Here is a 15,185-nt window from a genome sequence, read left to right as displayed (position 1 = left end):
CATGATGATTTTTAGGAAATATACATGTTTTGGTATTTCCATTATAATACACTTATTACATTGGGAGGAGAATTGCCATGATACAAACTTCGAAGGATAACTGGAATGCCAACTTATATGATCAAAGTCATTCATTTGTTTCAAAGTATGGAAATAGTTTAGTAGAATTACTAGCACCTAAAGAAGGTGAAAGAATTTTAGATCTTGGTTGTGGAACAGGAGATTTGGCTAATAAACTAGATGGACAAGGTGTTACAGTCGTTGGTATCGATAAATCAGAAAATATGATTGCCCAAGCAAAAAGTAAATATTCAACTATTCACTTTTCAGTAAAAGATGCGACCAATTTGGAATATATGAATGAATTTGATGCGGTCTTCTCAAACGCAACTCTTCATTGGGTAAAACCACCAAGTAAAGCTTTAGCATGTATTTATAAAAGCATAAAGAAAGGTGGAAGATTTGTTGCAGAGTTTGGTGGGAAGGGCAATGTCCAACTGATTACAAATGAAATTGTAAAGCAAATCATCAATGAGGGTATTGAATTTAAGCCAGAAAACAACCCTTGGTATTTTCCGAGTATTGGACAGTACGCCGCATTAATGGAGGAGGTTGGCTTTAGAGTGACATTCGCACAGCATTATGACAGACCTACTCCTCTTGTGGGGGAAGATGGATTAAGTAACTGGATTCATATGTTTGGTAGTCAATTTTTTACCGGAATTGAAGAAGAACAGCAATTTAAAATCATTGCCAGGATAGAGGATGCATTAAGACCAGTTCTATATCAAGAGGGAACTTGGGTTGCAGATTATAAAAGAATTCGTGTAATAGGTGTTAAAGAATAACAGAAGTTTGTACAAAATTATGCACTAAGGTTAAAATATGTACATCGAAGAATTAGTGCGGAGGTAAATATGAAAAAAGAATTTGTCGTAATAGGATTAGGGCGATTTGGTGGGAGCATAGTACGGGAGTTAGTTCGCCTTGGTGCTGATGTAATGGCACTGGATTCGTCGCAAGAGCGAGTAGATGAATACTCAAAAATTGCAACACAATCAGTAATCGCTGATACAACAGATGAAGAAGTAATGAAATCATTAGGTATCAGAAATTTTGAACATGTAATAGTCGCAATAGGTGAAAATATTCAAGCAAGTATTTTAACAACATTAATATTAAAAGAACTTGGTGTCCCGTTAATTACTGTAAAAGCACAAAACGATTACCATGAGAAGGTCTTAAGAAAAATAGGAGCAGATCATGTCGTTCATCCAGAAAGAGATATGGGAATTCGTATTGCAAATAATATGATTTCGAATAATGTTCTCGACTATTTGGAACTTTCAGATGAACATTCCATTATGGAGATTCGAGCAAATGACCTACTTGCAGGTTATTCACTAATTGATTTAGATATTCGTGCTAAATATGGCATTAACATTGTTGGGATCAAACGAGGCGAACAAATTATTATTTCACCTTCAGCAGATGACAAGATTTTACTTAATGATATATTGCTTGTAATCGGAGCAGTTGTTGATATTAACCGATTTGTGAAAAAGGTAATGAGTTAATGATAATATACTGCACATAAAAAAAGGGTTGTCGATGAATCGACAACCCTTTTTATTTATAGAGATAGCGTATAAGAAGTGCCGACAATGCGACATGATGTCGCGATTTTGTCGGCCAGTTGTTGAGGCTCACACGACGTGAGTCATGTTTGCGATGCCACAGGACGTGGCGTTTTCGCAGACGCGGAGCTAAACGGGCGTTCTCTGCATTTCTATACCTCCATAATGATTGGTAAAATCATTGGTCGGCGTTTTGTTTTTTCAAATAGGTAAGGCCCTAAAATATCGGTAATTTCATTTTTTAACTCAGTCCATTGGGTTGATCTTTCTTGAACCATTTCAGTTAAATGTAAATTTAACATTTTCTGTGCTTCACTAATTAAAGTGCCTGACTCTCTCATATAAACAAAGCCACGAGAAATAATATCTGGTCCAGCAACAATTTTTTGTTTCTTCATATCAACACTTACGACAACAATGACAAGTCCTTCTTCCGAAAGAATGCGTCGGTCACGTAAAACGATATTTCCAATGTCACCTATACCACTTCCATCAATGTACACGTCTCCAGAAGGTATACGTCCAGCTACATGTGCTTCATTTGCACTTAAAGCAAGAACATCACCGTTTTCCATAACAAATGTATTTTCTAATGGAACATCGCAATCATTTGCGAGAGTTGTATGCATTTTTAACATACGGTATTCACCGTGAATCGGCATGAAGAACTTTGGTTTTATTAATCGAAGCATTAACTTTTGTTCTTCTTGAGAACCGTGTCCTGAAGTATGGATATTGTTTAATGAACCATGGATAACTTCAGCCCCTGCACGGAACAGTAGATTAATAATTTTATTAACACTCATTGTATTACCTGGGATTGGTGATGAAGAGAACACAACAGTATCTCCAGGTTGAATTTGAATTTGACGATGTGTACCGTTTGCAATTCGTGATAATGCAGCCATTGGTTCACCTTGTGAACCAGTACATAAAATCATCACTTCATTTGCAGGTAAACGATTAATTGTTTGTGCATCGACAAATGTTTCTTTCGGCGCAGTAATGTAACCTAGTTCACGTCCGATTGAAATAGCATTATCCATTGAACGACCAAAAACTGCAATTTTTCTACCATACTGTGCAGCGGCGTCAGTTACTTGTTGTAGACGATGGATATTTGATGCAAATGTAGCGAATATAATACGACCTTCCACTTTTCGTAAAATATCGTGAATGCTTTCGCCTACTTTACGCTCTGACATAGTGAAGTTTGGTACTTCAGCATTTGTACTATCCGAAAGCAAGCATAGAACTCCATCGCGTCCTATTTCAGCCATCTTTGTTAAGTTAGCTGGTTCACCAACCGGAGTGAAATCAAATTTAAAATCTCCAGTATGTACTATGTTTCCAGGAGGTGTTTTAACAACGATTCCGTAAGCATCCGGTATACTATGAGTTGTACGGAAGAAGCTGACAGATGTTTTTCTAAATTTAATAACATCGTCTTCTTTAATTTCAATTAATTTTGTAGATCTTAGCAAACCATGCTCGTCCAATTTATTACGCAGTAAACCAAGAGCAAGCTTTCCACCATAAACGGGGATATTTACTTGACGTAGTAAATAAGGGATACCGCCAATGTGGTCTTCGTGTCCGTGCGTAATAAATAAACCTTTAATTTTGTCTGCGTTACGTACTAAATACGTATAGTCAGGAATTACGTAGTCAATACCTAATAAATCGTCTTCAGGGAATTTTATCCCTGCATCAATAACGATTATTTCATCTTGGAATTGTACTGCGTAAGTGTTTTTACCGATTTCGCCCAGTCCGCCTAGAGCAAAAACAGCAGCTTGATCATTTCTAACAAATTTCATAGTGAATTATGCATTCTCCAGTCGGAAATTTGGACTAGCTTGTTCATATTCTAAATATTTACCTTCAAGTAATTGAACAAACTCAATGTTGTAGTTACGGTCTTTTAAATATTGGCGGACTTCTCTTTCAGAAGATGCTTCTAAATAAAGACTTTTCGTATTTTCGCGAACTGGTACTTCATTAGCATTTTCTTGGTAATAAACTTTGTAAATCATAATTTCTCTCCTTTTGAAGCGTACAATTTTGCATTTTTAACTTTCCATAAATTTAACTCATACAGTAGAAGTGTCCCACTATTATAAGTAATGAGATTACAATTCGTTGTTTACTAACCTCGACTGTATAAGGTTAAGCCACCGGCGGATGCTACAGATTTTTAATGGAAATACCCGTGTATGCTTGGGTAAAATCTGGGCGCAAATTTGCCAGGGTAAATTTGATAAAAATGCATTTCCTTTATATTATCATGTGACTCCTTTAAAATAAAGAAAAGCCCTTCAAAATAGAAGGGCTTAAGCAATCGATTTTTTTCCGAGGACGCCATTTAATCGTTTCAAAATTTTCTTTTTGAGTCGTTTTAACATGGCACATCACTCCTTGGTGATATTATAATATAATTTTAGTTGTGTGTAAAGTAATTTATATTTACAGACTAAATATAATTTGGAAGGACTGTTCTCTAAATGAAAAAAATTTTATTTTTTGATGTAGATGGGACACTTTATAATTTAAATAAGCAACTACCAGCTTCTGCAAAAAAGGCAATTACTCAAGCAAAAGAAAATGGATATGAAATCGCAATTGCTACAGGTAGAGCTCCATTTATGATTGATGAAATATTAGATGAATTAGAGATTGATACATACGTTACTTTTAATGGACAATATGTTGTTTATAAAGGGGAAGTGATCTTTACAGATGGTGTTTCAAAACAACAACTATCCGATATTATCGAATTTGGAAACGAAAGAAAACACCCTGTTGTCTTTTTAGATGCAGAGCAAATGATTGCGTCAGAACCTAACCATGATTTTATTCAAGAAAGTATGAATGCTCTCCGTTTCCCTTATCCTGTGATAAATCCAACATTTTATGAAAAAAATATCGTATATCAAACACTAATTTTTATGGAAGAAAAGGATGATGCGCTTTATAAAGAAACTTTTCCTGATGTGAATTTTGTTCGTTGGCACCGTTACTCATGTGATATCCTACCAAAAGAAGGTTCAAAGGCACGAGGAATTCAAATGCTATTGAATAAAATGGATATTCCAATATCTAATGCCATTGCATTTGGTGATGGCTTGAATGATATAGAGATGTTAAAAGCAGTAGGAACTGGAGTTGCGATGGGCAATGGCCATGATAGAGTAAAGGAAATTGCAGATGTAGTAGCGGATCATGTTGACCGCGATGGATTAGCTAAAGTAATGAAAGACTTAAACATTATTTAACCAGTGTAGTAAAAGATGGCAACAAGGCGATGAAGTGAAAAATCTAAGGTTGGTAAAGGTTCAGGAAATAAACATAAAGAGGAGATGTCAATTTCAATTGACATCTCCTTCCTTTTTTAACCTATTCACCTAATGGTACAGAATCAGGGACTTCTGCAAATGGATTTTCTTTATTAATGTGATCATAGAACATGACCCCGTTTAAATGATCTAATTCATGCTGAAAAGCAATAGCAGGTAAACCTTTAAGACGAATTTTCTTTTGTTCACCGTCTACTGTAAAGAATTTTACCGTTATACGGGCATGACGCGGAACATATCCTGGCACCTGACGATCAACTGAAAGACAGCCCTCACCAGATGGGATATATGATTTTTCAACTGAATGACTAACAATTTTAGGATTTATCGCCACAAAGCTTAAAAGTTCCCCGTTATGATCTTCCAAGTGTAAAGCGAACATTCTTTTTAATGAGTTTACTTGGTTTGCAGCTAAACCAATTCCAGAACGTAAACCATATTTTTCAGCCATTTCAGGATTTTGGCTATTAATTAAATACTCAAGTAAATCGCTAGCCAATTTTCGGTCTTCATCAGTTAAAGGAAACTTCACTTCCTCTGCTCTTGTTCGTAAAGTTGGATGACCCTCACGAATGATATCCTCCATTAAAATCATAATATACTTCCTTTCATAATTACTTATTATGTATGCATCTCGTTTAAATATTTTAAATGACTTATTAAAAAATATCATATGTTTTTTGTTTTTGCTTCACAAAAGATTATTTTCATTATATGCAAGTGTAACCTTTTGTGAAGATGGGCAACAATGAATATTGTGGATTAGTATATAGAGAATAATGGTGTTTTTCATCTCTGTGTTAATACAGATGAAAACAATTCTATAACAGAGGTAAAAAATGATAATTTGTTTAATCGAGAAAAAAAGTGCTATTTTTAATGATTTCAGTGATTGACCGAATGTAATTATTTCTATATACTGAATTTATCTAAAGGTTGTATCAATATTAAATTGAAAAATTTTAATACAGAACAAAGGAGAGGTGTCACATGGGAGAAAATATCGCAAAGAATTTTGATCCGAAACAAACACTTAACGAGATTGAAGATAAATTCCAAATGTTCCAGATTTTAAATGAAGATGGAGTAATTGTTAATGAGGAAGCTAATCCAAATTTATCCGATGAGGAATTAGTAGAATTAATGACACGCATGGTGTATACAAGAATTTTAGACCAACGCTCTATATCATTAAACAGACAAGGTAGACTTGGATTCTATGCGCCTACAGCTGGACAAGAGGCTTCACAATTAGCTTCTCATTATGCATTAGAAAAAGAAGACTGGATTTTACCTGGTTATCGTGATGTACCACAAATTGTATGGCACGGATTACCATTATGGAAAGCATTCTTATTTAGCCGTGGACATTTCGTTGGAAATCAAATGCCTGAAGGATTAAATGTATTGCCACCTCAAATCATTATCGGTGCTCAATATGTACAAGCAGCGGGTGTTGCATTAGGTCTTAAAAAACGTGGTGCAAAAAATGTAGCAATCACATATACAGGTGACGGTGGTTCATCACAAGGTGACTTCTATGAAGGAATTAACTTTGCGGGTGCATTTAAAGCTCCAGCCATCTTTATTGTACAAAACAACCAATTCGCAATCTCTACGCCACGTGAAGTTCAAACATCAGCAAAAACAATAGCGCAAAAAGGGATTGCAGCAGGAATTGCAAGTGTATTAGTTGATGGTATGGACCCATTAGCTGTATACGTAGCAACAAAAGATGCTCGTGATCGTGCTATAAATGGTGAAGGTCCTTCGTTAATTGAAACAATGTGTTACCGCTATGGTCCACATACAATGTCAGGAGATGACCCAACACGTTACCGTACTTCAGATATTGACAATGAATGGGCAGCAAAAGACCCAATCGTTCGTTTCCGTAAATACTTAGAAGGAAAAGGTTTATGGTCTGAACAAAAAGAAACTGAAGTAATTGAACTTGCAAAAGAAGAAATTAAAGCTGCAATCAAACAAGCAGACGAAACACCTAAGCAAAAGGTGACTGATCTGATCTCAAATATGTATGAGGAACTTCCTCGCAACCTAGAAGAACAATTTAAAATTTATGTAGAGAAGGAGTCGAGATAACCTATGGCGCAAATGACAATGATTCAAGCGATTACGGATGCGTTACGCTGTGAACTTAAAGATGATGAAAATGTATTAATTTTTGGCGAAGACGTTGGTGTAAACGGCGGTGTATTCCGCGCAACAGAAGGACTGCAAAAGGAATTTGGTGTGGAACGAGTATTTGATACACCACTTGCTGAATCTGGAATCGGTGGTCTAGCGATTGGGTTATCATTAACAGGCTATCGTCCAGTTCCTGAAATTCAATTCTTTGGCTTTGTTTTTGAAGTAATGGATTCAATTAGCGGTCAATTAGCACGTTATCGTTATAGAACTGGAAATACGTTTAATATGCCAGTAACAATTCGCTCACCATTTGGTGGAGGCGTTCATACACCGGAAATGCATTCAGACAGTTTAGAAGGATTAATGGCACAACAACCAGGGTTAAAAGTAGTTATTCCTTCTACTCCGTATGATGCAAAGGGACTTTTAATCTCATCAATTCGTGATAATGACCCAGTTATTTTCTTAGAACATTTAAAATTATATCGCTCAGTACGTGAAGAAGTACCAGAAGAATCATATACAATTCCACTTGGTAAAGCGGATGTAAAACGTGAAGGTACAGATTTATCGATCTTTGCATATGGATTAATGGTTCATGAAAGTTTGAAAGCTGCTGAAGAGTTAGAAAAAGAGGGTTATTCAGTAGAAGTTGTAGATTTACGTACTGTTCAACCACTAGATATTGAAACAATTATTGCTTCAGTAGAAAAAACAAATCGTGCAATCGTTGTACAAGAAGCTCAAAAACAAGCAGGTATTGCTGCAAATGTCGTAGCTGAAATTACAGAGCGTGCAATTTTAAGCCTAGAAGCACCGGTATTACGTGTAGCTGCGCCTGATACGATTTATCCTTTCCCACAAGCAGAAAATATTTGGCTTCCGAACTATAAGGATATTTTAGAAACAGCGAAAAAAGTATTAACATTCTAATTGACTTGAAAGGGTGAAAAATATGGCTTTTGAATTCCGCATGCCTGACATTGGGGAAGGTATACATGAAGGTGAAATCGTAAAATGGTTCGTAAAACCAGGAGATAAAATTCAAGAAGATGATGTGCTTTGTGAAATTCAAAATGATAAAGCAGTCGTTGAAATGCCTTCGCCAGTAGAAGGAACAATTAAGGAAATTTTAGTTAATGAAGGTTCTGTTGCAGTCGTAGGAGATGTAATTATTCGAATCGATGCACCTGGATACGAAAACCTTCAGTTTAAGGGTGATGATCACCAGGAAGAAAAATCAAACGCTACACCAGAAGTTTCAGCACCCGTACAAGCGAGTCACGAACAAATCAATACGAATCCTGCTCCAACACCAACTCCTGCACCGGTTCCAGTTCAAACTGAACAAGCAGCAGCGCAAAGTGTTGAGGTTGATTCAAATAAACGCATCATCGCAATGCCTTCCGTTCGTAAATTAGCTCGTGAACGTGAAATTGATATTCATCTTGTAAATGGAACAGGTAAGAATGGGCGTATCTTAAAAGAAGATATTGAGAACTATATTAACGGAACATCTTCAGCAACTGTTGAAACTGCTGTTAATGCTGAGGTAGCAGAAACTGTTGAACAAGAAGTTACAGTACCAACAACAAATGTACCTGTAAATCTTGAAGGTGAATTCCCTGAAACAAGAGAAAAAATTTCTGGTATTCGTAAAGCTATTGCGAAGGCAATGGTACATTCAAAACAAACTGCACCTCATGTAACGTTAATGGACGAAGTAGACGTAACAGAACTTGTTGCTCATCGTAAAAAATTCAAAGCAGTTGCTGCAGATAAAGGTATTAAGTTAACATATCTACCGTATGTAGTGAAAGCTTTAGTTTCAACATTACGTGAGTATCCAGAGTTCAATCGTTCATTTGATGATGCAACAAACGAGATTATTCAAAAACATTATTATAATATAGGTATTGCAGCAGACACAGATAAAGGACTACTAGTTCCGGTTATTAAAAATGCTGACCGTAAATCAGTATTTACCATCTCAGCAGAAATCAATGAATTAGCTACAAAAGCTCGTGACGGTAAACTTTCACCTAATGAAATGAAAGGTGGATCATGTTCAATCACGAATATTGGTTCTGCAGGAGGACAATGGTTTACTCCAGTAATTAACCACCCTGAAGTAGCAATTTTAGGAATCGGAAGAATTTCTGAGAAACCAATAATAAAAAATGGTGAAATTATAGCTGCACCTGTGTTAGCATTATCATTGAGCTTCGATCATCGTATGATCGACGGTGCAACAGCGCAAAACGCTTTAAATCACTTGAAACGTTTGCTCAGTGAACCGGAACTTTTATTAATGGAGGCGTAAATAATGGTAGTAGGAGATTTTGCAATCGAGATTGACACATTAGTAGTTGGTGCAGGCCCTGGAGGCTATGTTGCAGCAATTCGTGCAGCTCAATTAGGACAAAAAGTAACAGTCGTTGAAAAAGATACAGTGGGCGGGGTATGTCTAAATGTTGGATGTATTCCTTCAAAAGCTTTAATTTCGGTTGCTCATCGCTTTGAAAATGCAAAACATTCAGAAGACATGGGTGTTTTTGCTTCTGAAGTTACACTAAATTTTGAAAAAGTACAAGAATTCAAAAGTAGTGTAGTAAATAAATTAACTGGCGGCGTAGCTGGACTTTTAAAAGGTAATAAAATTGAGACTGTACAAGGTGAAGCATACTTTGTTGATGCAAACACTGTTCGTGTAATCAACGGAGATTCAGCTCAAACATATACATTTAAGAATGCTATTTTAGCAACAGGTTCTCGTCCGGTTGAAATTCCAACTTTCAAATATACTGAACGTGTACTAAATTCTACAGGTGCTCTTAACTTAAAAGAATTACCTGGAAAATTAGTTGTAATTGGTGGCGGATACATCGGTACTGAATTAGGAACTGCTTTTGCAAACTTTGGAACTGAAGTAACAATTATCGAAGGTGGTAAAGATATTTTAGCTGGCTTCGAAAAACAAATGACTCAAATTGTTAAAAAAGGCCTTAAGAAAAAAGGTGTTACAATTGAAGTTAATGCATCTGCAAAAGGTGTTCAAGAAACAGAAAACGGTGTAACTGTTACTTATGAAGTTGCTGGAGAAGAGAAAACAGTTGATGCAGATTATGTATTAGTAACTGTAGGTCGTCGTCCAAATACTGATGAAATCGGTTTAGAACAAATTGGAATCGAATTTGCTGAACGCGGATTATTAAAAGTTGACAAACAATGCCGTACAAACATTCCAAACATCTATGCAATTGGTGATATCGTTGCTGGACCACAACTTGCTCATAAAGCTTCTTACGAAGGTAAAGTTGCTGCAGAAGCAATTGCTGGTGAACATTCAATCGTTGATTATTTAGCAATTCCAGCTGTATGCTTCACAGATCCAGAAATGGCAACTGTAGGTTACAGTGAAGAGCAAGCTAAAGCAGAAGGTTTAGAAGTAACTGCTGCGAAATTCCCATTTGCAGCGAATGGTCGTGCTTTAGCATTAAACCAAACTGAAGGCTTTGTGAAACTTGTTGCGCGTAAAGAAGATGGATTATTAGTAGGTGCTCAAATCGTAGGTGCTGGCGCTTCTGATATGATTTCTGAACTATGCTTAGCAATCGAAGGCGGTATGACTGCAGAAGATATCGCATTAACTATTCACCCTCACCCAACTTTAGGTGAGATTACAATGGAAACTGCTGAAGTATTACTTGGCAATCCAATCCACATCATTTCTAAATAATTGAAACATAAAAAAGGGACTGTCCGAAAAGACAGTCCCTTTTTATATTTCGTTTAACTAAGGGATTTCGATTGCATAAATCTTGTTAATTTTATTTAGAACTCCACCTCTTAAACATTCGAATGTAAACAATTGCTTCACGAATTTAACTTCATTACGAGTCATTTCCCAAAGTAGCAGTGTATTGCTTAATTAAAAAGGTAAGCCAAGAGAATTCATCACGTTGCTGAAGATTGGCTGTGAGTCCAAGTAAGATAGCTAAACGGGGAGAGGGTGTATGGAGTTCGAATTTTAATAGTTGAAGTGATTCTATAATAATGGGAGAATGCTCGGTTGTTTCATTATTTCGTTCTAGTTCCTCTAATATTTTTTCTTTCGAAATCTCGATTCGATTAAATTGAGTAGATTTTGAACGCCATATCGATTCATTTAGAAACTGCATTGAACTATGTTTGGCTAAAATATTTGTTTTTTCCACAAGAGTGTCTGTGAGTTTTTCTAAATCGTATTGCGCAGGATGTGTAGCAATAAATTCTGTAAAGCTCCACATAAGGCCTTTAATTGATGTTAATAAATCGAACTTTTTTTCACCTATTAGGTTTCCATAGGTTTCGCTGATTAATATTAAAATAGTTTCATCAATTATTGCACTAAATTCGTTTAACTTTTGGACGATTTGGTCATTAATTGGGTGTAATTGTTCTCTCATACTCATTGTAATAAATGAGTAATTCTCTTCTAGAAGCTTAAAGTTGGAATAAAAAAACTTGCGTAGCTTTTCCTCTCCAGAGATTGGATCATTTAACACAATATTATGTTTCAAAATGATTTTCTTCATAAAGTAATCAACAATTTCGACTAGCAAGTCATCCTTTGATTTAAAGCTTAAATAGAATGCACCTTTAGAGATGCCACATGCAGTAGTTATATCCTGGATCGAGGTTGTTTCGATACTATTTTGTGAAAAAAGTTCAATGGCTTTCTCCATTATCATTCTTTTTTTAGACACATTTTTTCCTCCGTCATGGGTAAAAAAATAGATGTAAATTGACACGTGACCGAATAGTCATTATTATATGTAAATGTGACCGATAAGTCAAAAAGGTAGGTGCCGAAGTGAAAGGGATTATCAATTTTGTTGTAAAAAATAAATTAGCTGTATGGCTTTTAGCGATTATATTAATGGGTGCAGGGATTTTTTCAGCATCAAGAATGAAAATGGAAACCATCCCGGATATCTCAATTCCAGTTGTAACGGTGATGACCGTATATCCAGGTGCAACACCTGAACAAGTCATGGATGATATTTCTATTCCAATGGAAAAAGCAGTGACCAATTTAAAGGGAGTATCAACGGTTACTTCAACGTCCTATTCAAATATGTCAAATGTTCAAATTGAGTATGATTATGGCACAGATATGGCTGAAGCAGAACGGGAAATCAAATCAATTTTGGACAATATTCCGTTACCTGAAACAGCACAGGATCCAACTATTGCAAGGATTACAATTAATGCATTTCCAATTCTTGCCCTTAGTGTTTCAAGTGAATCGGAAGATATTGTTGAATTAACGGAAACAGTTGAACAAGTAGTTGCTCCTAAATTCGAAGGAATTGATGGTGTTTCCTCAGTTTCAATTTCTGGGCAGCAAATCAATGAAATTGAATTAACATACGATGAAGCAAAAATGGCTTCTTTGGGCTTAACAGAGGATAATGTAAAACAAATGATTCAGGCAAGCGATGTAAGAGTGCCGCTTGGTTTGTATCCTTTTGAAGAAAAAGAGCAATCAATAGTAGTTGATGGGAAAGTAACTTCAGTGGATGCGTTGAAAGAGCTGGTCATTCCCGTTACACCAACAGAACAAAACCCAGCTCCATTTGTGACTTTAGGAGATATCGCAAAAATTGAAATGGTAGGGAAAGTTGAATCTGTTTCACGTACGAATGGTAAAGAATCAATTGCCATTCAAATCGTAAAAGGACAAGAAGCTAATACAGTTGAGGTAGTTAATGAAGCAAAAGATATTGCGAAGGAATTACAATCCTCGATTGATGGTTTGAAAATTGACACGACACTTGACCAAGGAGAGCCAATTGAAAAATCAGTTGAGACAATGTTGAGTAAAGCGTTGTTTGGTGCTGGTTTTGCAATTGTGATCATTTTACTATTTTTACGTGATATTAAATCTACAATTATTTCGGTAATTTCGATTCCGTTATCATTATTAATTGCCTTTACTGCTCTCTATTCTTTAGATATTACATTGAATATTATGACGTTAGGTGCGATGACGGTTGCGATTGGTCGGGTAATAGATGACTCGATTGTTGTAGTGGAAAATATTTATCGAAGATTACATTTAAAAGATGAAAAATTAAAGGGTCGTGCGTTAGTAAGATCCGCAACTATTGAAATGTTTATTCCAATCCTTTCATCAACACTCGTTACGGTAGCAGTATTTGCACCTCTAGTATTTGTTGGTGGGATGGTCGGCGAACTATTTATGCCATTTGCATTAACTATGACGTTTGCTTTAGTTGCATCCTTAATTGTTGCAATAACAGTCGTTCCAACGCTTTCTCATACTTTGTTTAAAAAACAATTATATGCTGACAAAAAAGTTTCTCAAAAAGAACGAAAAAGCAAGTTAGCGCAAACTTATAAATCTATCTTAGCTTGGACATTAAATCATAAAATTGTCACTTCAAGTATTGCCATAATCTTACTTGTCGCAAGTTTGTTCCTAGCACCTGTTGTTGGATTTAGTTTTATCCCAGGAGACGAAGAAAAAGTAATGTATGTTACTTACACGCCTGAAGCTGGTGAATTACGAGACAAGACACTAGAAAATGTCGGTGTTGTTGAACAAAAGATGATGGAAAGAGAAGATGTTGAGACTATTCAAGTTTCGGTTGGAGGAAATGCCAATGCGATGATGGGTGGCGGTACAGATGGTGCTTTGATGTATATTATCTTTGACCCTGACACTAAAGACTTTAGTGATGTAAAAACGGAAGTAGAAGAATATATCAAAGAGCTTGATCAAACCGGTACATGGAAAAGCCAAAACTTTAATATGTCGATGTCAAACAATGAATTAAGCTATACTGTTTACGGTGATCAGTTAAGTGAAGTAGAAGAAGTTGTTGGTCAAGTTGAAGATATTATGGAAGAGTCAGGAAACTTAAAAGATGTTTCTTCTAGCCTTTCTGAGAGATATGATGAATACACATTAAAGTTTGATCAACAAACATTGCTTCAATATGGTTTATCGACAGTGCAAATTGCCATGATGTTTAACCCGAACGAACAAGAAGATGTCGTTACTAAGATTGAAAAAGACGGAAAAGACATCGAAGTGATTGTACAAAAAGATAAAGATCTTGTTGGATCATTTGATGAATTAATGGATCAACAAGTACCAACTGCATCAGGTTCAACTGTAAAATTAGGAGACATTGTAGACGTATCAGAAGGTACTGTATCTAATACAATTTCTCGAAGCAAAGGACAATTATATGCATCAGTTTCTGGTACAGTAACAACAAAAGACGTAACAGAAGCATCTAATGAAGTAAAAGAAAAGATTGATCAATTAAAATTACCAAAGGGTGTTGAAGTTGGAACGGCAGGGGTAACGGCTGATATGCAAGAAGCGTTTACACAGCTTGCTTTTGCAATGTTAGCGGCAATTGCCATTGTATACTTTATCTTAGTAGTTACATTTGGTGAAGGTTTAGCACCATTTGCTATTCTATTCTCGTTACCGTTTACTGTAATTGGTGCGCTTGTAGGGCTATGGATTGCAGGAGAAACAATCTCAGTGCCGGCATTGATGGGGATGCTTATGTTAATTGGGATTGTTGTAACGAATGCGATTGTTCTTGTGGATCGAATCATCCATATGGAACATGCTGGTATGCCTAGACGCGATGCAATTTTAGAAGCAGGGGCAACACGTTTACGACCAATTCTTATGACTGCAATTGCAACAATCGGGGCATTAATTCCATTAGCAATTGGGGCAGAAGGTAGCGGATTAATCTCTAAAGGATTAGGTGTTACGGTAATCGGTGGTTTATTAAGTTCAACTATCTTAACACTCATTATCGTACCAATAGTATATGATATTTTATCTAAATTGCTGAAGAAAAACCGAGTTCAAATAGAAGAAGATTAGTTTTCAAAACTACTTAGTGATTGTAACTACTTTCACTAGGTAGTTTTTTTCTTTATAAATTAAATTTAAAAGTTTAAATTTAATCAAAGAAGTTGAAAAGAAACTACAAACTATTCA

The 15,185-nt window shown here is 35.9% G+C and carries 12 protein-coding genes; 8 read left to right on the top strand and 4 right to left on the bottom strand.

Annotated elements, in window-relative coordinates; translation table 11 throughout:
• The first annotated feature begins 77 nt into the window (after positions 1 to 77).
• Both JOD29_RS05410 and JOD29_RS05405 read left to right on the top strand, forming a co-directional pair.
• Entirely contained in the window at positions 78 to 848 is a 771-nt protein-coding gene (locus JOD29_RS05410; RefSeq protein ID WP_124763624.1) for a class I SAM-dependent methyltransferase, read from the top strand.
• A gap of 69 nt (positions 849 to 917) precedes the next feature.
• Complete coding sequence (locus JOD29_RS05405) at positions 918 to 1,577, top strand: potassium channel family protein (protein ID WP_124763623.1); 660 nt, start codon at positions 918 to 920, stop codon at positions 1,575 to 1,577.
• A 212-nt stretch (positions 1,578 to 1,789) separates the two neighbouring features.
• Here the strand turns inward: JOD29_RS05405 and rnjA are convergent, their stop codons facing one another.
• On the bottom strand, positions 1,790 to 3,457 hold the full coding sequence (rnjA, locus tag JOD29_RS05400; protein WP_124763622.1) for a ribonuclease J1: 1,668 nt from the start codon (positions 3,455 to 3,457) through the stop codon (positions 1,790 to 1,792).
• Between the two features lie 6 nt (positions 3,458 to 3,463).
• Positions 3,464 to 3,673 (bottom strand): DNA-dependent RNA polymerase subunit epsilon, encoded by a 210-nt coding sequence (locus tag JOD29_RS05395; RefSeq protein ID WP_124763621.1) that lies wholly within the window; start codon positions 3,671 to 3,673, stop codon positions 3,464 to 3,466.
• A 468-nt stretch (positions 3,674 to 4,141) separates the two neighbouring features.
• On the opposite strand from JOD29_RS05395, the gene JOD29_RS05390 reads away from it, so the two are divergent.
• Complete coding sequence (locus JOD29_RS05390; protein WP_124763620.1) at positions 4,142 to 4,912, top strand: Cof-type HAD-IIB family hydrolase; 771 nt, start codon at positions 4,142 to 4,144, stop codon at positions 4,910 to 4,912.
• A gap of 121 nt (positions 4,913 to 5,033) precedes the next feature.
• On the opposite strand, the gene def is transcribed toward JOD29_RS05390, so the two are convergent.
• Positions 5,034 to 5,588 carry a peptide deformylase gene (gene def / locus JOD29_RS05385; protein WP_124763619.1) on the bottom strand — a complete coding sequence of 185 codons (555 nt, stop codon included), beginning with the start codon at positions 5,586 to 5,588 and terminating at the stop codon, positions 5,034 to 5,036.
• A gap of 395 nt (positions 5,589 to 5,983) precedes the next feature.
• On the opposite strand from def, the gene pdhA reads away from it, so the two are divergent.
• The 4 genes from pdhA to lpdA are packed head-to-tail and all read left to right on the top strand — an operon-like array spanning position 5,984 to position 10,883.
• Positions 5,984 to 7,096, top strand: a complete 1,113-nt coding sequence (pdhA, locus tag JOD29_RS05380; protein WP_124763618.1) for a pyruvate dehydrogenase (acetyl-transferring) E1 component subunit alpha — start codon at positions 5,984 to 5,986, stop codon at positions 7,094 to 7,096.
• A gap of 3 nt (positions 7,097 to 7,099) precedes the next feature.
• Positions 7,100 to 8,077, top strand: coding sequence for an alpha-ketoacid dehydrogenase subunit beta (locus JOD29_RS05375; RefSeq protein ID WP_124763617.1), 978 nt, complete (start codon positions 7,100 to 7,102; stop codon positions 8,075 to 8,077).
• A gap of 22 nt (positions 8,078 to 8,099) precedes the next feature.
• Positions 8,100 to 9,467 carry a dihydrolipoamide acetyltransferase family protein gene (locus tag JOD29_RS05370; RefSeq protein WP_124763616.1) on the top strand — a complete coding sequence of 456 codons (1,368 nt, stop codon included), beginning with the start codon at positions 8,100 to 8,102 and terminating at the stop codon, positions 9,465 to 9,467.
• Positions 9,468 to 9,470: 3 nt separating this feature from the next.
• Positions 9,471 to 10,883: a dihydrolipoyl dehydrogenase gene (gene lpdA / locus JOD29_RS05365; RefSeq protein WP_124763615.1), complete on the top strand. Its 1,413-nt coding sequence runs from the start codon at positions 9,471 to 9,473 to the stop codon at positions 10,881 to 10,883.
• A 154-nt stretch (positions 10,884 to 11,037) separates the two neighbouring features.
• Here lpdA and JOD29_RS05360 read toward each other — a convergent pair whose 3' ends face one another.
• The gene (locus JOD29_RS05360; protein ID WP_124763614.1) at positions 11,038 to 11,892 is read right to left on the bottom strand and encodes a TetR/AcrR family transcriptional regulator; all 855 of its coding nucleotides are present in this window, start codon (positions 11,890 to 11,892) and stop codon (positions 11,038 to 11,040) included.
• A 107-nt stretch (positions 11,893 to 11,999) separates the two neighbouring features.
• Here JOD29_RS05360 and JOD29_RS05355 point away from each other — a divergent pair, with 107 nt between their 5' ends.
• The gene (locus JOD29_RS05355; RefSeq protein ID WP_124763613.1) at positions 12,000 to 15,068 is read left to right on the top strand and encodes an efflux RND transporter permease subunit; all 3,069 of its coding nucleotides are present in this window, start codon (positions 12,000 to 12,002) and stop codon (positions 15,066 to 15,068) included.
• The last annotated feature ends 117 nt before the right edge of the window (positions 15,069 to 15,185 follow it).

Source organism: Lysinibacillus composti, assembly GCF_016908465.1.
Classification (GTDB): Bacteria; Bacillota; Bacilli; order Bacillales_A; family Planococcaceae; genus Ureibacillus; species Ureibacillus composti_A.
This window is presented reverse-complemented; position numbering and strand designations above follow the sequence as displayed.

Coding starts and splice junctions, on each gene's coding strand:
- JOD29_RS05410 (WP_124763624.1), top strand. CDS start 78: ATGATACAAACTTCGAAGGATAACTGGAATGCCAACTTATATGATCAA.
- JOD29_RS05405 (WP_124763623.1), top strand. CDS start 918: ATGAAAAAAGAATTTGTCGTAATAGGATTAGGGCGATTTGGTGGGAGC.
- rnjA (WP_124763622.1), bottom strand. CDS start 3,457: ATGAAATTTGTTAGAAATGATCAAGCTGCTGTTTTTGCTCTAGGCGGA.
- JOD29_RS05395 (WP_124763621.1), bottom strand. CDS start 3,673: ATGATTTACAAAGTTTATTACCAAGAAAATGCTAATGAAGTACCAGTT.
- JOD29_RS05390 (WP_124763620.1), top strand. CDS start 4,142: ATGAAAAAAATTTTATTTTTTGATGTAGATGGGACACTTTATAATTTA.
- def (WP_124763619.1), bottom strand. CDS start 5,588: ATGATTTTAATGGAGGATATCATTCGTGAGGGTCATCCAACTTTACGA.
- pdhA (WP_124763618.1), top strand. CDS start 5,984: ATGGGAGAAAATATCGCAAAGAATTTTGATCCGAAACAAACACTTAAC.
- JOD29_RS05375 (WP_124763617.1), top strand. CDS start 7,100: ATGGCGCAAATGACAATGATTCAAGCGATTACGGATGCGTTACGCTGT.
- JOD29_RS05370 (WP_124763616.1), top strand. CDS start 8,100: ATGGCTTTTGAATTCCGCATGCCTGACATTGGGGAAGGTATACATGAA.
- lpdA (WP_124763615.1), top strand. CDS start 9,471: ATGGTAGTAGGAGATTTTGCAATCGAGATTGACACATTAGTAGTTGGT.